This is a genomic window from Bradyrhizobium sp. NBAIM01 (assembly GCF_020194115.1).
Classification (GTDB): Bacteria; Pseudomonadota; Alphaproteobacteria; order Rhizobiales; family Xanthobacteraceae; genus Bradyrhizobium; species Bradyrhizobium yuanmingense.
In genome coordinates this window covers 144959-165036 of record NZ_JADYVU010000009.1, presented here as the reverse complement: position 1 = coordinate 165036, position 20078 = coordinate 144959, and the positions used below count along the sequence as shown (strand labels likewise).

Annotated in this window: 12 protein-coding genes and 1 tRNA gene; 11 read left to right on the top strand and 2 right to left on the bottom strand. The window is 65.2% G+C overall.

Features of this window, described 5'->3' with window-relative positions:
- Positions 1-2 precede the first annotated feature (2 nt).
- The 3 genes from I6F31_RS26460 to I6F31_RS26450 all read left to right on the top strand — a co-directional run bounded on the left by I6F31_RS26460 (position 3) and on the right by I6F31_RS26450 (position 6976).
- Complete coding sequence (locus I6F31_RS26460; RefSeq protein ID WP_225186352.1) at positions 3-2234, top strand: tetratricopeptide repeat protein; 2232 nt, start codon at positions 3-5, stop codon at positions 2232-2234.
- A gap of 112 nt (positions 2235-2346) precedes the next feature.
- Positions 2347-4620, top strand: a complete 2274-nt coding sequence (locus I6F31_RS26455) for a tetratricopeptide repeat protein (protein ID WP_225186351.1) — start codon at positions 2347-2349, stop codon at positions 4618-4620.
- 118 nt (positions 4621-4738) lie between these two features.
- A complete protein-coding gene (locus I6F31_RS26450; protein WP_225186350.1) occupies positions 4739-6976 on the top strand; it encodes a tetratricopeptide repeat protein in 2238 nt (745 codons plus the stop codon).
- Positions 6977-7037: 61 nt separating this feature from the next.
- On the opposite strand, the gene I6F31_RS26445 is transcribed toward I6F31_RS26450, so the two are convergent.
- Positions 7038-8072 carry a cysteine synthase A gene (locus I6F31_RS26445; RefSeq protein ID WP_225186349.1) on the bottom strand — a complete coding sequence of 345 codons (1035 nt, stop codon included), beginning with the start codon at positions 8070-8072 and terminating at the stop codon, positions 7038-7040.
- 640 nt (positions 8073-8712) lie between these two features.
- Here I6F31_RS26445 and I6F31_RS26440 point away from each other — a divergent pair.
- From I6F31_RS26440 to I6F31_RS26410, 7 genes are all read left to right on the top strand, one after another.
- A complete protein-coding gene (locus I6F31_RS26440; protein WP_225186348.1) occupies positions 8713-10197 on the top strand; it encodes an efflux transporter outer membrane subunit in 1485 nt (494 codons plus the stop codon).
- Positions 10187-11590: an efflux RND transporter periplasmic adaptor subunit gene (locus I6F31_RS26435; protein WP_035999538.1), complete on the top strand. Its 1404-nt coding sequence runs from the start codon at positions 10187-10189 to the stop codon at positions 11588-11590. The genes I6F31_RS26440 and I6F31_RS26435 overlap by 11 nt, the downstream gene beginning before the upstream one ends.
- 37 nt (positions 11591-11627) lie before the next feature.
- Entirely contained in the window at positions 11628-14777 is a 3150-nt protein-coding gene (locus I6F31_RS26430; RefSeq protein ID WP_225128768.1) for an efflux RND transporter permease subunit, read from the top strand.
- Complete coding sequence (locus I6F31_RS26425; RefSeq protein ID WP_225186347.1) at positions 14777-17878, top strand: efflux RND transporter permease subunit; 3102 nt, start codon at positions 14777-14779, stop codon at positions 17876-17878. The genes I6F31_RS26430 and I6F31_RS26425 overlap by 1 nt, the downstream gene beginning before the upstream one ends.
- A 37-nt stretch (positions 17879-17915) precedes the next feature.
- Positions 17916-18656, top strand: a complete 741-nt coding sequence (locus I6F31_RS26420; protein WP_225128772.1) for a tRNA-uridine aminocarboxypropyltransferase — start codon at positions 17916-17918, stop codon at positions 18654-18656.
- Positions 18657-18740: 84 nt separating this feature from the next.
- A tRNA-Cys gene (locus I6F31_RS26415) sits at positions 18741-18814 on the top strand.
- A gap of 175 nt (positions 18815-18989) precedes the next feature.
- A complete protein-coding gene (locus I6F31_RS26410; protein ID WP_167361661.1) occupies positions 18990-19136 on the top strand; it encodes a hypothetical protein in 147 nt (48 codons plus the stop codon).
- 80 nt (positions 19137-19216) lie between these two features.
- Here I6F31_RS26410 and I6F31_RS26405 read toward each other — a convergent pair whose 3' ends face one another.
- Positions 19217-19423 carry a hypothetical protein gene (locus tag I6F31_RS26405; protein ID WP_225112836.1) on the bottom strand — a complete coding sequence of 69 codons (207 nt, stop codon included), beginning with the start codon at positions 19421-19423 and terminating at the stop codon, positions 19217-19219.
- A 263-nt stretch (positions 19424-19686) separates the two neighbouring features.
- Between I6F31_RS26405 and I6F31_RS26400 the strand changes: the two genes are divergently transcribed.
- Positions 19687-19947 carry a hypothetical protein gene (locus I6F31_RS26400; RefSeq protein ID WP_025036239.1) on the top strand — a complete coding sequence of 87 codons (261 nt, stop codon included), beginning with the start codon at positions 19687-19689 and terminating at the stop codon, positions 19945-19947.
- The last annotated feature ends 131 nt before the right edge of the window (positions 19948-20078 follow it).

The window sequence follows — 20078 nt, the reverse complement described above, 5'->3', positions numbered from 1 at the left end:
CCTTGCAGAGCGGTGCTGGCGTGCGCGCATACCAGAATGCGCGACTGGAAAAGAAGCTGAAGAAGCAGGCGGACGCCGTCATGGCCTTCGCGATCGAGGCACTCGGGCAGGGCAGGCCCGATGAGGCCGAGATGCTCTGCCGCGAGATCTTGAAGGAGGTGCCGGATCATTTTCATGCCACGCATCTGCTCGGCCTGCGCGCGTTCGACGGCGGGCGGCTCGATGAGGCGGAATTCCTGCTCGAGCGTGCGATTGCGCTCGAGCCGCGTTCGCCCGATGCGCACGGCAATCTCGGCGCCGTCTATTTCGCGCTGGAGAAATTCGCTGGCGCCCGCGCCTGCCAGGAGAAGGCCATCGCGCTCAAGCCGAATTGTCCGATCACCCTGACCAATCTCGGCAATACGTTGCTGCACATCGGCCTCGGCAACGAGGCGATCGGGCTGCACGAGCGGGCGATCAGGCTGAAGCCGGATTATGCCGATGCGTTTTGCAACCGCGGCATGGCGGAATTGATGACGGGCCAGTTCGAGCGCGCCAAAGCGAGCTTCGACCGTGCCCTGACATTTCAGCCATCTCACGCCGAGGCGATCGCGGGCAGGGGGATGGTCAGCCTCGAGCTCCGACACTTCGCGCAGGCGGGTGCCGCCTTCGACGCCGCGCTCGCGATCAAGCCGGATTCGCCGCGGATTCTGTTGCAGCGTGGAAGGCTCAATTTGAGTTTAGCCCGGCTGGAGCAGGCGGCCGCGGACCTCGACGCGGCGCTGGCGCAATCGCCACGGCTCGAGCTCGCGCTGTGCTGGCGGGCGCAGATCGACATTCTCGCGGGCAACACGGCGCGGGCGATGGCAGGCGTCAAGACGCTGCTCGAGGTCAATCCGCAATCCGAGATGGGGTTGGCGCTTTTGGCGGCGTGCCATGTGAACCAGGGAGACATCGCGACCGCGCTCGCGCACCTCGACGCCGCGCTCGAGATCGCGCCGGATTTTCCGGAGGCGATCGGATACAAGATCTTCGTGCTGGACTACCTGCCGGAGGCCGATTTCGCCGCCCAGCAGGCCGCGCGGAAATACTGGTGGGACGCGATCGGCGCGAAGCTGCAGCAAAGGACGCTGGCGCCGCGGCCACTCGATCCTGACCGGCGGATCGTGATCGGATACGTCGCATCCGAATTCAGGAACCACTCGGCGGCATACTCTCTGTTGCCGGTGCTGCGCCATCATGATCACGCCCAGTTCAAGGTCGTCTGCTATTCCTGCTGGCCGGTGCAGGACGAGATGACGGAGAGCTTCAAGCCTCTCGCGGATGTCTTCGTCGATGCCGCACAATTGTCCGATGACGAGCTGGCCGACCGCATCCAGGCCGATGGCATCGATATTCTGATCGATGTCTCCGGGCACACGACCGGCAGCAGGCTTCATGTCTTCGCCCGCAAGCCGGCGCCGATCCAGGTGACGGGCTTCGGGCACGCCACGGGGACGGGCCTTCAAACCATGGACTACGTGCTCGCGGACCCGATCTTCATCCCGCAATCGGCGCGTCATCTCCTGGCCGAGAAGGTCCATGACCTGCCGTGCCTGATCACAATCGATCCGATCCTGGACATTCCGCCTTCAGAGCCACCCATGCTCCGCAACGGCTACGTCACTTTCGGGGTGTTCAACCGCATCTTCAAGATTTCAGACGAGGCCATCCGGGTGTGGTCGAACGTGATGCATGCGGAGAGGGGATCGAAGATCATCGTCAAGAACGGGCTGCTTGACGATCCATTGCTGCGCGATCGACTGGTCGCGCGGTTCGCGGCACAGGGCATCGCCGAAGAGAACGTCATCTGCATGGGCTCGACCTCGCGTCCCGAGCATCTGCGGGCCTTCGCGATGGTCGACATTTCCCTCGACACCTTCCCGCAGAACGGCGGCATCAGCACCTGGGAGTCCCTCTATGCCGGCGTTCCCGTGGTCGCCAAGCTCGGCAGCGGCGCCTCGTCGCGCGCCGGCGGCTCCATCGTTGCCGCCGTCGGCCTGGAGGACTGGGTCGCCGAGGATGACGCGGGCTATGCCGCCATCGCGTGCAACTATGCGGCGCAGCCGGCCTACCTGGCAAAGCTGCGGGCGGATCTCCCGGCTCGGATCGCAGCCTCGCCGGCCGGCGACGTCGAATTTTACACGCGCGAGGTCGAAGCGGCCTATCGCCGGTTCTGGCGCGATCATTGTGCCGCCGCCTCGGAGGTGGCGTAGGACGATTGCGCTGGGCCCCGGGAAATCCCGGAGGCGATAGGACTCCGGTGACCGGCGGGCCAAGCTCGCGAATCAGTTAGACTCTGCTGAGGGCATCCTCCGGAGATACACCTTGCAGAAGAGCGGCGGCGGCGCGCGCGCGTTCCAGAATGCGCGATTGCAGAAGAAGTTGATGAAGCAGGCCGACGCCGTCATTGCCGCTGCAGCGAACGCCTATGGCCAGGGCCGATATGCCGAGACCGAGGCGCTATGCCGCGAGATCCTGAAAGCCCTTCCGGATCATGTCGATGCCATGCACCTGCTCGGCATGTGCGCCCATGACGGCCGGCGCCTGGAAGAGGCGAGGGAGCTGCTTGAGCGCGTGATTGCGCTCGATCCGCGCCTGCACGATGCCCACAACAACCTCGCGACCGTGCATTTCGACCTCGGCAATTACGAGGAGGCGCGGCGCTGCCAGGAGAGGGCGATCGCGCTCAAGCCGAATTTCGCGGTGGCGCTGACCAATCTCGGCAACACGCTGATGCATATGGGGCTGTACGAACAGGCGCTCGAGATGCACGAGCGCGCCATCAAGATTAAACCGGATTATGCCGATGCGCTCTGCAATCGCGGCATGGTCGAGATCGTGCTTGGGCAGATCATGCGTGCCAAGGAGAGCTTCGATCGCGCCCTGCTGTTTCAGCCGCGTCACGCCGAGGCCATCGTCGGCAGCGGCATGGTCAGCATGGAGCTGCGGCACCACGAGGAGGCCGCAGCCAAGTTCGCTCAGGCCCTCGCAATCAAGCCAGGCGCGCCACGAATTCTGGCCCAGCGCGGACGGCTCAGTTACGAGCTGCAGCACCTGCAGGAGGCGCTGGCGGATTTCGATGCGGCGCTTGCGATTTCGCCCAAGCTCGAGCTGGCCCTTCGGGGCAAGGCGCAGGTCTGCCTCGTCATGGGAAGGACCGCGCAGGCGATGGCGGCCGCAACGACCTTGATCGAGCGAAATCCTCGCTCGGAGATGGGGTTGGCGCTTCTGGGCTTCGCTTATTCGAACCAGGGAGACATGGAATCCGCGATTGAATATCTCGATCGCGCGCTGGCGCTGCGACCGGACTATGGAGACGCGATCAGAGGCAAGATCTTCTTGCTGGACTACCTTGCGGAGGCGGATTTCGCGGTCCAGCAGGCGGTGCGAAAGTCCTGGTGGGATGCAATCGGCTCGAGGATTCCGCAAAGGACCCTGCCGAAGCGGCCGCTGGATCCGGACAAGCAGATTGTGGTCGGATATGTCGCGGCCGAATTCCGACAACACTCGGCGGGACTCACCTTGCTGCCCGTGTTGCGCCATCATGATCACGCCAAGTTCAAGATCGTCTGCTATTACGCCTGGCCGGGGGCGGACGAGTACACCGCCAAGTTCAAGGCGCTGGCGGATGTCTGGGTCGACGCTTGGCAGATGTCGGACGACGAGCTCGCCGATCGTATTCAGGCCGACAATGTCGACATTCTGATCGACGTTTCCGGCCACACGACCGGCAACAGGCTGCAATGCTTCGCGCGGAAGCCGGCTCCGATCCAGGCCACCGGCTTCGGACACGCGACGGGTACGGGCATGCCGACCATGGATTACGTGCTCGCCGATCCCATTTTCATTCCGCCATCGGCCCGGCATCTGTTTCCCGAGAAGATCCACGATCTGCCGTGCCTGATCACGATGGAGCCGGTCACCAATCTAAAGCCCTCCGAGCTGCCGATGCTCCGCAACGGCTACGTCACCTTTGGTGTGTTCAACCGCATCTACAAGATCTCGGATGATGCGATCCGCGTGTGGTCGCGCATCATGCGGGAAGTGCCGGGATCGAAGATCATCCTCAAGCATGGTTTGCTCGACGATTCCCTGCTGCGCGATAGCCTGGTCGCACGCTTCATCGCACAGGGTATTGCGGAGGAGGACATCACTTGCCTCGGCACCACCTCGCGTGACGACCATCTGATGGCCTTCGACAAGATCGATATTTCCCTCGACACGTTCCCGCAGAACGGCGGCATCAGCACCTGGGAATCCCTCTACAAGGGCGTTCCGGTCGTGGCCAAGCTCGGCATTGGAGCCTCCTCGCGTGCTGGCGCCTCCATCGTGGCGGCCGTCGGCCTCGGCGACTGGGTCGCGGAGGATGACGACGGTTATGTCGAGATCGCCCGCAAGTTCGCCTCGCAGCCCGAATATCTGGCAAAGTTGCGCGCGGGCTTACCGGCCCAGATCGCAGCCTCGCCCGCCGGCAATGTCGAGATCTACACGCGTGAGCTCGAGGCGGGCTACCGAAAGTTCTGGCGCGACTATTGTGCCGCTGCCGCCGAGCACGGCGACGCTGCGGTCAGCGGGGCGGACGCACCTGGCGGCTCCTGAGCCGCATCCTGCAGGCGACCCCCGGGATATCCCGGACGGATTTCTGGTCCGGCAGCCCGGCCGGGTCGGTGCGCGAATCAGTTAGACTCGGCCTTGGGCCATCTTCCGGAGAGACACCTTGCAGAGCAGCGTCGGCGCGCGCGCATTCCAGAATGCGCGATTGCAGAAGAAATTGAAGAAGCAGGCCGACGCCGTCATCTCCGCCGCGGCGAGCGCCTATGGTCAAGGCAGATATGCGGAGAGCGAGGCGCTCTGCCGCCAGATCTTGCAAGCCGTTCCGGATCATTTCGACGCGACGCACGTGCTCGGCCTCAGCGTGCAGCAGGGCGGGCGCCTCGACGAAGCGCAACAGCTGCTCGAGCGCGCGATTGCGATCGATCCGCGCTCGCACGAGGCTCAGAGCAATCTCGCGGCCGTCTACTTCGTGCTTCAGAAATTGGAAGCGGCGCGCGCCTGTCAGGAGAAAGCGATCGCGCTGAAGCCGAATTTTACGCCGGCCCTGGCCGGTCTCGGCAACACCCTGCTCCAGATGAACCTGCCCGAACAGGCCATCGAGGTCTACGATCGCGCGATCAAGCTGAAGCCCGACTACGCCGACGCGTTTTGCAATCGTGGCGTGGCGGAGCTGGCGCTGTTCCGGTTCGACCGCGCCAGGGAGAGCTTTGATCGCGCGCTGCTGTTTCAGCCGCGCCACGTCGAATCGCTCATCGGCAAAGGCGTGGTCAGCATCGAGCTCAAGCGCTACGATGAGGCGGAGGCTGCGCTCGCAGCGGCGTTCGCGATCAAGCCCGATTCAGCGAAGATCCTGGCGCAGCGCGGACGCCTCAATTCGTCCCTGTCGCGGCTGGAACAGGCGGCCGCGGACTTCGATGCGGCACTTGCGCTTTCACCCCGGTTCGAGATGGCCTTGCGGGGCAAGGCGGAGGTCTCGCTCAGCCTGGGAAACACCGCACAGGCGATCCTGGCCTGCACGACCTTGCTCGAGCAGAATCCACGTTCCACGATCGCATTGGCGTTGCTGAGCTCCTGTTTTGCAAATCAGGGAGAAATCGCGTCCGCAATCGAACATCTCGACGCCGCGTTGGCGATCTCGCCGGATCCAGACTTGATGGCGCGGAAGATCTACTATCTGGACTTTCTCCCCGACGCCGATTTCACGATCCAGCAGGCGACGCGACGGTCCTGGGGCGAAGCGATCGGTGCCCGCGTGCCGCAGAGGAAGCTCGCCCCCCGGCAGCTCGATCCCGACAGGCGGATCGTGATCGGCTATGTTTCCGCCGAATTCTGGTATCATTCGGCGGCGTTCGGCTTGCTGCCGGTGCTGCGCCATCACGATCATGCCAGCTTCGAGGTCGTCTGCTATTCGTGCTCGCCGACACGAGATGCGATCACAGCCGAATTCAAGTCGGCGGCAGACGGCTGGGTCGATGCCTGGCAGATGTTCGACGACGAACTGGCCGATCGTATCGAGGCCGACAAGGTCGATATCCTGATCGACGTGTCCGGGCACTCGTCGGGCAACAGGCTTCAGGTCTTCGCCCGCAAGCCGGCTCCCATCCAGGTCACGGGCTTCGGGCACGCGACCGGTACCGGCCTTCGGACGATGGACTACGTGCTCGCGGACCCGGTCTTCATTCCGCAATCGGCGCGGCATCTGCTGGCCGAAAAGGTCTATGACCTGCCGTGCCTGATCACGATCGATCCCATCCTCGATGTGCCGCCTTCGGAGCTTCCCATGCTCCGCAACGGCTACGTCACCTTCGGCGTGTTCAACCGCGTCAACAAGATCTCGGACGAGGCCATTCGCGTGTGGTCGAACGTGATGCGGGAGGTGGCCGGATCGAAGATCATCATCAAGCATACGCTGCTCGACGATCCCCTGGTGCGCGACGGCCTTCTCGCGCGCTTTGTCGCCCACGGGATTGCCGAGGAGAGGATCACCTGCCTCGGCTCGTCCGAGCGCGCCGATCATCTGCGAGCCTTCGCGCTGGTCGATATTTCGCTCGATCCGTTTCCGCAGAACGGCGGCGTCAGCACCTGGGAATCCCTCTATGCGGGCGTTCCGGTCGTCGCCAAGCTCGGCCACGGCGCATCCTCGCGCGCCGGCGGCTCCATCGTGGCCGCCGTCGGTCTTGACGACTGGGTGGCCGAGGACGACGAGGGCTACGCCGCTATCGCGTGCAAATTCGCTGCCCAGCCCGCGCATCTGGCAAAGCTGCGCGCGGTATTGCCGGCCCGGATCGCGGCTTCGGCCGCGGGTAATGTCGAAACCTACACGCGCAGGGTCGAGGAGGGTTACCGCAAGTTCTGGCGCGACTATTGTGCCGCGGCCTCGGAAAGCGGGGAGGTCGCTTAAGCCGGCCGAACCGCGCAGATTTTGTGGATCTGCGCCTTCGGCCCGAGGATGCCCGTGACGATCAGACGAAGGGCGGCTTGATGTTGCTGCGCTTCTCCAGCCATTCCGGCACCGGCAGGTTCTTGGCGCGCATGAAGTCGGCGTTGAACAGCTTCGACAGATAGCGGCTGCCGGAATCGCACAGCACGGTGATGATCGTCTTGCCGGGCCCGAGCTGCTTCGCAAGCCGCATCGCGCCGACGACATTGATGCCCGTCGAGCCGCCGAGGCACAGACCTTCATGCTGGAGCAGTTCGTAGATCGCACTGACGGCGTCGGTGTCGGGAATGAGATAGGCATCGTCGACCTTGGCAGTCTCGACGATCGCGGTGGCGCGGTTGAGGCCGATGCCCTCCGTGATCGAGCCGCCCGGCGTCGCCTTGGGATCGCCGGTCCTGAAATATTCGTACATGCCGGCACCGTGCGGATCGGCGCAGGCGATGCTGATGTTCTTGTTCTTCTCCTTCAGATAGCGGCTGACGCCGGCGAGCGTGCCGCCGCTGCCGACCGAGCAGACGAAGCCGTCGACCTTGCCGCCGGTCTGCTCCCAGATCTCAGGCCCCGTGGATTCGTAATGCGCCTTGGCGTTGTCCAGGTTGTTCCATTGGTCGGCGAACAGCACGCCATTGGGCTCGGTCTTGCGCAGCTCGTCGGCGAGCCGCCGGCCAACATGCTGGTAGTTGTTGGGGTTGGCGTAGGGAAGGGCCGGCACCTCGATCAGCTCGGCACCGCAAAGCTTCAGGAAATCCTTCTTCTCCTGGCTCTGCGTCTCCGGGATCACGATCAGGGTGCGGTAGCCGCGCGCGCTCGCAACCACGGCAAGACCGATGCCGGTATTGCCGGCGGTCGCTTCCACCACCAGCCCGCCGGGCTTCAGCTCGCCGCGCTTCTCGGCCTCCAGGATCATCCATTTCCCGGCGCGGTCCTTCACCGACTGACCGGGATTCATGAACTCGGCCTTGCCCAGGATGGTGCAGCCGGTCAATTCCGAAGCCTGCTTGAGCTTGATCAGGGGGGTGTTGCCGATGGCTTCGACAACGTCGTTGCGAATGGTCATGTCGGGGAAAATCACTACCAAGGGGTTGATCGGCTTTGGCCCGAACCTAGTGCTTGGGAGGCCAAAGGGGAAGGCTTTTGCGCTGCGGCGAACCCGACCGAAACGCCCGCGGAAACAGTGATATGCCTGCAGTAGGAAATGGCCCAACCCCGGCCCGTGCACGAAACGATTGCGCTCCCGATCAACGTTGTTGCGACCAATTCTTGCCACGGGCGAAACGGGTCGCGACAGGGCGCGTGTCCTGTTCGCGGGGGATTGTCTAGAAATGCGGTTGTCCCTCGGTGGTAAGAACCTCAGCCGCCGCAGCGGGAGAGGCGAAGCGAACCCTGCAGCAACGGGTGTGGCCGCGATATCACATGAAATCTTGGTAAGCTTGCTTACGTTTTCCCAATGTTTCGCAATGAAGAAAGTCTCTGCGAGACAGCCGCTTTTCGCATTCTTGTCAGTTCGCTCCCGCCTCGTTGGCACGGGCATCTCGCAATTGCGGCACTGTCCCGCCGTTCCGCGCCCGGCTAGTATGAAGCTCAGGTTCCGCAGAAAGCATCATCACTGTGAGCGCGTCGTCCAAAGCCTCCCGACCACCCTGCCGCGAATCGGTTAATCCGGCAGCGTTGCGGCGGCTTGATCTGCCCGGCGGGGGGTGGATGTGACACAGCAAGTTCCAGTGGTCGCCTCGCGGCGGTCTCGCGGTTCTGCACTCCGAACGCTGCGCGCGGCGCGATGGACTGCGGTGCTGTGCCTCGCCGCGGCTTCGGGGGCTTGCGTGCTGACCCAGGATCTTCCCGATCCCGCGCTCGACGTTCCCACGCATTACAAATATGCCGGGAAGGGCGACGCGCCGCCGTCGCTGGATTGGTGGCGCGGCTTCCGCTCTGCGGAGCTGACGCAGCTGATGGAGGAGGCGCAGACCGTCAATCTCGACATCGCCGCGGCCGTGGCGCGCATCGTCCAGGCCGACGCCCAGGCGCGGCAGGCCGGCGCGGCGCTGCTGCCGAGTGTCTCGACAGGCGGATCCGAAACCTATTCGCGCACATCGGGCTCGAGCGCTTCGGGACTGTCCATCGGCGGACGCGAGGTCGTCAATTATTCGGCCTCGCTGAGCGCGAGCTATCAGCTCGATTTCTGGGGCCAGAACCGCGACGCGCTGCAATCGGCAGAGGAGACGGCGAACGCCAATCGTTTCGATCGCGACACGGTCGCGCTGACCACGCTCGCCGCCGTCGCCAACGCCTATTTCCAGGTGCTGGCCTCGCAGGACCGCATCAGGACCTCACAGCGCAACATCGCGAGCGCGCAGCGCATCCTCGATGCGGTCAGGGAGCGCCGCAGGGCCGGCACCGGCACCGATCTCGACGTCGCCCAGCAGGAGAGCGTGCTGGCGAACCAGAAGGCGCTGGTGCCGCCGTTGCGCCAGACGCTGGACCAGAACGTCAACGCGCTCGCCGTGCTGGTGTCGCGGCCGCCGGAGAGCGTGCGCGTGCACGGCGGCTCTCTGGACCGGATCGCGATCCCGCGCGTGACGCCCGGCCTGCCGTCGGAGTTGCTGACGCAGCGGCCGGACATCCGCCGACAGGAGGCGCAGCTCGCCTCGGCCACCGCCAACATCGGCAATGCCCGGGCACAATTCTTTCCGACCATCCAGCTCACCGGCAATGGCGGCTACCAGAGCTCGGCGCTCGTCTCGCTGTTCCAGCCGCATGCGGCCTTCTTCCAGCTCGTCGGCAGCGCGACACAGCCGATCTTCGACGGCGGCAGGATCCTCGGCAATTTCGAGTTGGCCAAGGCGCGGCAGGACGAGCTGCTGCAAACCTATCGCAAGACCATCGTCCAGGCCTTTGCCGACGTCGACAACGCCCTGTTCTCGATCAAGCAGACCACGATCAGGCTGCAATTGCAGCGCGACGTCGTCGCCGCCTCGCGTCGCGCCTTCGATCTTTCCGAGCAGCAATTGCGCGCCGGCACCGCCGACATCGTCACAGTGCTCAACACCCAACTGACCCTGTTCCAGGCGGAAGACGCGTTGTGGCAGGCCCAACTCGCACGGCTTCTGGCCATCGTCAGCCTGTACCAGGCGCTCGGCGGAGGCTGGGAGCCGCGAATGGAGAAACCGGTCAATGCTCTTTAAGCCGGACACCAAGCAAGGCGCGCGAGAGGGGACAGCGAAGCGATCGCGCGGCCGCAGCTTCGTCATGACCCTGATCACGCTCGCGATCCTTGGCGGCCTTGGTTACGTCGGCTGGATTGCAATGCAGCAGCAGCAGGCGAACAACCGCAATCAGCGCCCCGATCTACCGGTGCCGGTGCTGGCGGCGAGCCCGCGCATCCAGGACGTGCCGGTTTATCTCGACGGCGTCGGCGCGATCCGCGCGCTCAACACCGTAACCGTGCGCTCGCAGGTCGACGGCAAGCTGATCGCAGTCAACTTCACGGAAGGCCAGGACGTCAAGAAGGGCGACGTGCTCGGCGAAATCGATCCGGCGATCTATCAGGCTCAGTACGACCAGGCGGTTGCCAAGAAGGCGCAGGATCAGGCCCAGCTCGCCAACCAACGCATCGACCTCGCGCGCTACGAGCAGCTCGCTGCCTCCAACGCCGGCTCCAAGCAGCAGGCCGACACCCAGCGTGCGCTGGTCGCGCAGACCGAGGCGCTCGTCAAAGCCGACCAGGCTGCGATCGACAACGCGGCGGCGACGCTGAGCTACACCAAGATCGTGGCGCCGATCTCGGGCCGCGTTGGCCTGCGCCTGGTCGACCAGGGCAACATCATCCATGCCTCCGACACCACGGGCCTCGTGGTGATCACGCAATTGCAGCCGATCGCGGTGTGGTTCAGCCTGCCGCAACAGCAGATCATGCGCGTCAACGCGGCGGCAGCGAAGGGGCCGCTCGCGGTCGACGTGTTCGGCAATGACGGCATCACGGTGATCGATACCGGCAAGCTCACCGGCATCGACAACCAGGTCGACCAGACCACCGGCACGCTCAAGCTCAAGGCCGAATTCCCCAATGCCAATTACCAGCTCTGGCCGGGCCAGTTCGTCAATGTCCGCCTCAAGGTCGAGACCTTGACGCAGGCGCTGGTGGTGCCGACCTCGGCGGTGCAGCGCGGCCCGATCGGCACTTTCAGCTACGTCATCGGCGCGGACAACATCGTCTCGGCCAAGCCCGTGACGGTGACCCAGCAGAACGAGCATGACGCCGTGATCGCGAGCGGCCTGTCGGCGAGCGAGAGGGTGGTCACCACGGGCTTCGCAAATCTGTCCGACGGCTCCAAGGTGATCGTCGGCCGCGATGACCAGACTCCGTCGGCCGATCTTGCCCCACGCAAGCGCTCGCGCGCACCGGACGCCCAGAAGAAGGATGGTGCTAACGAAGGCCAGAAGGACGGGCAGAAGGACGGCCAAGCCAAGGACGGCGAGTTGCGCGCCAAGCGCAAGAGCAGTGAAGGCGACCAGAAGGGGCAGACGGGACCGGCGCCGGGGCCGGGGGCATCGGAAAGTGGAGCCAAGCAGCCATGATCCCGACAACAGCCGCTTGAAGCGGCAGGCATAACCCATGGGTGTCTCCGAACCCTTCATCCGCCGGCCGATCGCGACCTCGCTGCTCGGCATCGCGCTTCTGATCGGCGGGCTGCTCGGCTATTTCGCACTCCCGGTCTCGGCGCTGCCGCAGGTCGATTTCCCGACCGTGCAGGTGACGACGCAGCTGCCGGGCGCGAGTCCGGACGTGATCGCCTCGCTGATCACCGCGCCGCTGGAGCGGCAGCTCGGGCAGATCCCGTCGCTCTCGGCGATGAACTCGACGAGCTCGTTCGGCGTCAGCCAGATCTCGCTGCAGTTCGAGCTCAACCGCGACATCGACGGGGCGACGCAGGACGTGCAGGCCGCGATCAATGCCGCCGCGGGCGTGCTGCCGAGGACGCTGCCTTACCCGCCGACCTACGCCAAGGTGAACCCGGCGGATGCGCCGGTGATGACGCTGGCGCTGCGCTCGGACACGATCTCGCTGCGGGTGATGAGCGACATCGCCGACACCATTCTGGCGCAACGTTTGAGCCAGATCTCCGGCGTCGGGCGCGTGTCCGTGCTGGGCGGGTTGAAGCCGGCCGTGCGCATCCAGGCCGATCTGGCCCGCCTTGCAGCCTACGGCATCGCGATGGAAGATCTGCGCACCGCGATCGCCAATGCCAATGTCTCGGGGCCGAAAGGCTCGCTCGACGGCGCGCAGCAATCCTACATCATCGCCGCCAACGACCAGATCGCGGCGGCTGAAGCCTACAAGCCCGTCATCATCGCCTATCGCAACGGCTCGCCGGTGACCATTGCCGACGTCGCCCAGATCGTCGACGGCCTCGAGAACGACCGCACCGGCGGCTGGTACCAGGGCACGCCGGCGGTCATCCTCGACATCCAGCGCCAGCCCGGCGCCAACGTCATCGACGTCGTCAGCCAGATCCGCGCCGAGATCCCGAAACTGCAGCGCGCGATCCCGGCCGGCGTGAATCTCACCATCGTCTCCGATCGCACCGTCACCATCCGCGCCTCGGTGCGCGACGTACAATTCACGCTGGTCCTTGCCGTCGTGCTGGTGACGCTGGTGGTGCTGCTGTTCCTGCGTTCGTTGCGCGCGACCGTGATCGCCGGCGTCGCGCTGCCGCTGTCGCTGATCACGAGCTTCGGCATCATGTATTTTGCCGGCTTCAGTCTCGACAATCTGTCGCTGATGGCGCTCACGATTGGCACCGGATTCGTTGTCGACGATGCCATCGTGATGATCGAGAACATCGTGCGCCACATGGAGAATGGCGACGGCGCGATGGAAGCCTCGCGCAAGGGCGCCAGCGAGATCGGCTTCACCGTGATCTCGCTGACGGTGTCGCTGATTGCGGTCTTCATCCCGCTCCTGTTCATGTCGGGCCTGGTCGGGCGCATGTTCCGCGAATTCGCGCTGACCTTGACGATTGCGGTCGTGACGTCGGCGGTGGTCTCGCTGACGCTGACGCCGATGATGTGCTCGCGGCTGCTCAAGCACGCGCACGAGGAGCTGGCCGTGCCGGGACTGGCCGCGATCAGCCGCTTCATCGACCGCACGGTCGACGCCTATCACGGATCGCTGTTGTGGGTGCTGGAGCGCCAGCGCGCCACGCTGGTCGTGACCTTCGTTACGCTGATCGCGACCCTGGTGCTCTATGTCGTCGCGCCCAAGGGCTTCCTGCCGCTGCAGGACACCGCGTCGATCACGGCGGTGACGGAGGCGGGGCCCGACGTGTCGTTTGCGGAAATGAAGAGGCGGCAGGCCGAGGCGGCCGAGGCCATCAGGGCCGACCCTGATGTGGTCGGCGTGGTCTCGGTGATCGGTGCGGGCTCCGTCAACCCGACCACCAATGTCGGCCGCCTCGTCATGAGCTTGCGGCCGCGCGGCGAGCGCCGCGACGATGTCAGCGTGGTCGTGACCCGGTTGAAGGAGCGGGTCTCCGGCATCCCCGGCATGACCGTCTATTTCCAGCCGGTGCAAGACGTGCAGATATCGACCCAGTCGAGCCGCTCGCAATACCAGTACACGCTGACCGGTACCGATGCGACGCTGGTCTCGGAATGGGCGCGCAAGCTGGTTGCGGAGATGCGGCGCGATCCCTTGTTCCGGGATGTCTCCTCCGAGGCGCAGGAGGGCGGCCTGCGGGCGCAGCTCGATGTCGACCGCACGCGCGCCGGCCAGCTCGGCGTGAGCCTGCAAGCAATCACCGACACGCTGAACGATGCCTTCGCGCAGCGGCAGATCTCGACCATCTACGGTCAGGCCAACCAGTACCGGGTGGTGCTGGAGGCGCTGCCGATGTATCAGCGCGATCCCTCGATCCTGTCGAAGCTCTATCTGCCGGGTGCCGCGAGCGCCACCGCGGGCGCGCCCAATGCCCAGGTGCCGCTGTCGGCCGTGGCGACGCTGAAGCGGACCACGGCGCCGCTCGCGATCTCGCATCAGGCGCAATTCCCGTCGGTGTCGCTCAGCTTCAACCTGGCGCCGGGCGCGGCGCTCGGCGATGCCGTCGAAGCCGTAAAGGTGATCGAGACCCGCATCGGCATGCCGGGCAGTATCGTCGGCGTCTATGCCGGCGACGCCGCCGAATTCGCCAAGGCACTCGCCGGCCAGCCCTGGCTGCTGCTCGCCGCCGTCATCACGATCTACATCGTGTTAGGGGTGCTCTACGAGAGCTATATCCATCCGATCACGATCCTGTCGACGCTGCCCTCGGCCGGCGTCGGCGCCATCCTGGCACTGATGCTGTGCGGACAGGACCTCTCGGTGATCGGCCTGATTGGCATCATCCTCTTGATGGGCATCGTCAAGAAGAACGCGATCATGATGATCGACTTTGCGCTCGAGGCCGAGCGCGGGCGGGGCATGTCGCCCAGTGAAGCCATCGTGCAGGCCTGTCTGTTGCGCTTCCGTCCGATCATGATGACGACGTTGGCGGCGCTGTTCGGGGCGCTGCCGCTCGCGATCGAAAGCGGCACCGGCGCCGAGCTGCGCTTTCCGCTCGGCATCTCCATCATCGGCGGCCTGCTGCTCAGCCAGCTCCTGACACTTTACACGACGCCCGTGATCTATCTGGCGCTCGATCGCATCAACCGTCGCCTCGAGCAGGCGCTGCCGCCGGCTGGATCCGGCGGCCCGCCGGTCGCCGGCGCGACCGAGGGGATGCAGTGATGGCATCGATCTCGGAGCCCTTCATCCGCCGCCCGGTCGCGACCACGCTGCTGTCGATCGGGCTGTTCCTGCTGGGTGTCGTCGCCTACCGGTTCCTGCCGGTCGCCTCGGTCCCGAACGTCGACTTTCCCGCCATCTTCGTCTCCGCCAGCCGGCCCGGCGCCGATCCGTCCGTGATGGCGGCGACGGTGGCGTCGCCACTTGAGCGGCGGTTGGGAGAGATCGCCGGCATCAACCAGATCACCTCGACCTCGAGCCTCGGCACGACCAGCATCCAGCTTCAGTTCGACATCGGCCGCAACATCGACAAGGCCGCGCGCGACGTGCAGGCGGCCATCAACGCCGCGATGGTCGACCTGCCGAGCGACTTGCCGACGCTGCCGCGTTTCCGCAAGGCAAACACGGCCGGCGCACCCATCTTCGTGCTGGCGTTGACCTCCAAGACGATCTCTCCGTCGGCGATCTACGACGTCGCGGATAGCGTGTTGGCGCAACGCATCTCGCAGGTGCCGGGCGTCGGCAACGTGTCGATCTCCGGCGCCGACCAGCCGGCCGTGCGCGTGCAGCTCAACCCGGTTGCGCTGTCCAATGCTGGAATCGCCACTGACGACGTGCGAACCGCGATCATCGCCGCCAACGCGCTCGGCCCCGTCGGCATCTTCGAAGGCGAGCGCCAGAGCGAGACGCTGTCGCTGAACAAGCAGATGCGCACGGCGAAGGAGTTCCGCGACATCGTCATCAAGAGCTCGGGCAATAATTTCGTGCGGCTGTCGGACGTCGCCGACATCGAGGATTCCGTCCGCAACGTCCGCTCGATCGCCTGGTTCAACAGGCAACCGGCGGTTCTGATCCAGATCACCAAGCAGGGCGATGCCAACGTCATCGACACCGTCGATCGGGTTAAGGCGCTGATCCCCGAGCTGAAGCAGTGGATCCCGGCCGGTGTCGAGATCTCCACCCTGGTCGATCGGACCGGCACGATCCGCGCCAGCGTGCTGGACATGCAATGGACGCTGCTGGCAACGTCCATCCTGGTGATGGTCGTCGTGTTCGTGTTCCTGCGGCGGCTGACGCCGACCATCGCGGCCGGCATCTCGGTGCCGCTGGCACTCGCCGGCACTTGCGCCGGCATGTGGGTCGCGGGCTTCTCCATCGACAACCTGTCGCTGATGGCGCTCGCCATCTCCGTCGGCTTCGTTGTCGACGACGCCATCGTCATGATCGAGAACATGTTCCGCAACCTCGAGCAAGGCATGCGGCCGTTCCGGGCGGCGCAGGAGGGCGCCAAGCAGATCGGCTTCACCGTGGTCTCGATCAGCCTGTCGCTGATCGCGGCCTTCACGCCGCTGATCTTCATGGACGGCGTCGTCGGTCGGCTCCTGCGCGAATTTTCGCTGACGCTGACCTTCGCCATCCTGGTCTCGACGCTGGTGTCGCTGACGGTCACGCCGATGATCTGCGCCCATTACATCCGGCAGGCCACCTCCGGCACGGCAACGCTGTTCGACCGCATCATCGAAGGCGCGCTGTCGCGCACCATCGTGTTCTACGCCCGCACCCTGCGCACCGTGCTGGAATTCCCGCTGCTGACGCTGCTGGTGTTCTTCGCCACCATCGCGCTCACGGTGACGCTCTACATCAAGGTCCCCAAAGGCTACTTCCCCACGGACGATTCCGGCTTCATCATCGGCGCGACGCGCGCCTCGGCGGACACCTCGTTCCAGTCGATGCTCGGCCTGCAGCAGCGGCTCGCCGAGATCGTGATGAAGGATCCCGCCGTGGCCGGCATCGGCTCGACGGTCGGCAGCGGGGGCCCGGGGCCGGCGACTTCGAACCGCGGCACCATGTTCATCAGCCTGAAGCCGCCGGAGGAACGTGGCCACGTGTCGACTGAGGTCGTGATCGACCGGCTCAGGCGCGCGCTATATCCCGTGCCCGGCATCCGCCTCTTCATGTTCGCTGCCCAGGACGTGCGGGCCGGCGGGCGTCAGAGCGATTCCGACTACCAATATACGCTCACCAGCACCGATCTCGGCCTATTGCAGAAATGGGCGCCGATCGTGGCCAAGCGCCTGGAGAGCGTGGAGGGCATCACCGACATCTCCAGCGATCGCGATCCTGGCGGGCTGCAGCTGACGCTCGCCATCGACCGCCAGAAGGCGTCCGCGCTCGGCGTCAGGGTCCAGGACATCGACAACGCGCTGAACAACGCTTTCGCACAGCGGCAGATCTCGATCATCTACACCCAGCGGAACCAGTACATGACCGTGCTGGAGATCGACCCGAAGTTCCAGGTCGACCCCTCCAATCTCGATCGCATCTACGTCGCCGGCGCGGGAGATGCGCAGGTGCCGCTGTCGGCCGTGGTGCGCGCGACGCGCGGGCTCGCTGCGCTCGCCGTCTATCATTCGCAGTCGTTCCCATCGACCACGGTGTCCTTCAACCTGATGCCGGACGTGCCGCTTCAGGCGGCGACCCAGAACATCCAGCGCGCGGTCGACGAGTTGCACATGCCCGAAGGCATTCGCGGCAGCTTCGACGGCAATGCCGGCGATTTCGCCAGGACCAGCGGTCGCCAGCCGCTCCTGATCCTCGGCGCTCTGGTCGCGATGTATATCGTGCTCGGGGTGCTCTACGAGAGCCTCGCCCATCCGCTCACGATCATCTCGACGCTGCCCTCGGCCGGCTTAGGTGCGCTGCTGGCCTTGCAGCTCACCAACACGCCGCTGACGGTGATCGCCTTCGTCGGCATCATCCTCTTGATCGGCATCGTCAAGAAGAACGGCATCATGATGGTCGACTTCGCGCTCGATGCCGAGCGCCAGCGCGGGCTGTCCTCGGCCGAGGCGATCTTCGAGGCCTGCCAGGCGCGCTTCCGCCCGATCCTGATGACGACCATGGCGGCGCTGTTCGCCGGCATTCCGCTGGTGATTGCGACCGGCCCCGGCACGGAGCTGCGCCGGCCGCTCGGCATCACCATCATCGGCGGCCTGTTCGTCTCGCAGATCCTGACGCTGTACACGACGCCCGTGATCTACCTGCTGATCGACCGCCTGCGGCGGCGATCCGAGCCGCGTCCGCTGGCGGCACCGGCGGAATAGGTTGTTGCAGCGCCGCGCGAAGCGTATAGCGGCGACCATGTCCAATCCGCCCAAGACTGCCGCCGCGCTGGCCGAGCCGATCCCCGAATGCCCGCATTGCCAGAAGCCGATGCCGCTGTGCATTTGCGACAGCGTCACGCCGATCGAGAACCGGCTCTCGCTCCTGATCCTGCAGCATCCGCAGGAGCAGGACAGGGCACTCGGCACGGCGCGGCTGCTGGCCAGGCATTTTGCCGATGCCACGGTGCGGGTCGGCCTGTCCTGGCCGAGCCTGTCCAAGGCGCTGGGACGGCCGGTCGAGAATGCTTCGCACTGGGCGGTGCTCTATCTCGGCTCGGCACGCGCGGCCGATCTCGATGCCGAAGGTGAGATCGTCGCACTCAACCGCAAGGGCGAGGTCGCGGAGAACCAGCGCGCGATCCTCGGCAAGCTCGAAGGTGTGGTGCTGCTCGACGGCACCTGGAGCCAGGCCAAGGCGCTGTGGTGGCGCAATCCCTGGATGCTGAAATGCCAGCGCGTGATCCTCAATCCGGCACGTCCCTCTCGCTACGGGCGCTTGCGCAAGGAGCCGCGCCGCGACGGCCTCTCGACCATCGAAGCCGCCGCGACGATCCTCGCCGGCCTCGAGCGGCGCCCTGATCTCGCCGAGACGCTTCATGCCAGTTTCGAACGGATGCTGGCTCGCTACCGCGAGGTCCAGGCCGAGATGCCGGAACTGGCACCCAAGCCCGCGCCCAAGGGCCGCCGGCGCGACTTCAGGCGCGGCAAGCGCGCCTGATTTCGGCTGGACATTTCGCTGTGCTACAAGCGGGCCGTGGGGTTGCCTAAGCCATTGATCCCCTATATTGGTCCGCCCTTACGGGGCCACGTGGCGGAGTGGTTACGCAACGGTCTGCAAAACCGTGTACACCAGTTCAATTCTGGTCGTGGCCTCCATCACAAGCCTCTGATTTTCCGCAAAATTTTGGCCTATGCGCGGTTCCGCCGAGCCGCACGTACCCGCCAGCCACCGGGTTTGCCCGGGGCTTGGCGGAAAGGTGCGATTCAGGTCCTCTGGCATAGACTTCGCATCTGCGAAGAGACGCATCCAAACCCTGGAGCTGGAGAGCACGTGGGCGACGTCGTTCGATTTGTCCCGAAATCCGAGCTGGAGCGGGCCCGCCTCATTGCCGAGGCGCGCGCGATCTATGACAGCATCTTCCCGCCGGCTGCACCCGACCGGGCGCCGCAGCAGGGCGAGGAGCGCGTCAAGACTTGATCGGGGCTGCGCCGGTCCCCGGCGCTCGGTCATGCCGAACCGCCCGCAAGGCGGACGCATCGGTTCACTTCAAGTCGGCCTCAGCAGGCCGCGTACCAGCCGTCGGGAAAGGGCAGGAGGGGCCAGGCGCCCTCGTTGTCATTGGCAGCCTTGTTGGCTGCCTTGGGCGTCGCGTCGAAGCTCCACGAGCGGGGCACGTAGTCCTCCACCGGCACGGGCGCGAAATCCTCAAAGACCATGGCGTCCCGGACAGCATCCAGCAGCAAATTGAATTCGGCTTCGCTCATCACACCCTCGCAGAATGCGGACGGCGCAATGTCGCAAAGCCGGTTTGTTTCCGGATTGATCCGATCGTTCGCATTTTAACGATGCGGCGATCGGGACCCGAATGGTTAGCGATTCCTGAAAATCCCCGCGGCAACCCTATGTGCCGCCGCCGCGCAGCGGGTGTGAAGGAGATCACGTTCCCGGCGGTTTATTTCTCGTAACCCCTTTGTCCCATGCCGGCCAATGCAGGCCGGAGCGGGCAGGGCAGAGCGGGAGACTGGTCATGAAGGCGAGGTTCTTGCGGTTTGCGGGCGTGAAGAGCCGGGCGCGGGGCGCCTCTACGGTCGGGCTATTCCTGACGCTATTTGCCTCCGCGGCCCATGCACAGGGAACTGCGGAGCAGCGGCGGGCCTGTACCCCCGACGTCTACCGGCTCTGCGCCGGCGAGATCCCCAACGTCCGCGCCATCACGGCCTGCCTGCGCCGCAACCGCGCGAGCCTCAGCGAGGCCTGCCGATCCGTGTTCGACCAGGCGGGCGGCTGAACGGCCCGGCTTGTGGGCTTGTGCGCAGCAAGTCCCTCGCAGGGGCTCGCGAATCCGTCACAGGCACCCTGTGGATATGCTGTGGATTTGCTGCGGATGCTGGACGTGGATGCTTCGTACCTTCATCGCAT

Excerpts from the sequence above, each read along its gene's own strand:
- I6F31_RS26445 (WP_225186349.1), bottom strand. The coding sequence starts at position 8,072 with ATGACCATTCGCAACGACGTTGTCGAAGCCATCGGCAACACCCCCCTG.
- I6F31_RS26435 (WP_035999538.1), top strand. The coding sequence starts at position 10,187 with ATGCTCTTTAAGCCGGACACCAAGCAAGGCGCGCGAGAGGGGACAGCG.
- I6F31_RS26430 (WP_225128768.1), top strand. The coding sequence starts at position 11,628 with ATGGGTGTCTCCGAACCCTTCATCCGCCGGCCGATCGCGACCTCGCTG.
- I6F31_RS26425 (WP_225186347.1), top strand. The coding sequence starts at position 14,777 with ATGGCATCGATCTCGGAGCCCTTCATCCGCCGCCCGGTCGCGACCACG.
- I6F31_RS26420 (WP_225128772.1), top strand. The coding sequence starts at position 17,916 with ATGTCCAATCCGCCCAAGACTGCCGCCGCGCTGGCCGAGCCGATCCCC.
- I6F31_RS26405 (WP_225112836.1), bottom strand. The coding sequence starts at position 19,423 with ATGAGCGAAGCCGAATTCAATTTGCTGCTGGATGCTGTCCGGGACGCC.
- I6F31_RS26400 (WP_025036239.1), top strand. The coding sequence starts at position 19,687 with ATGAAGGCGAGGTTCTTGCGGTTTGCGGGCGTGAAGAGCCGGGCGCGG.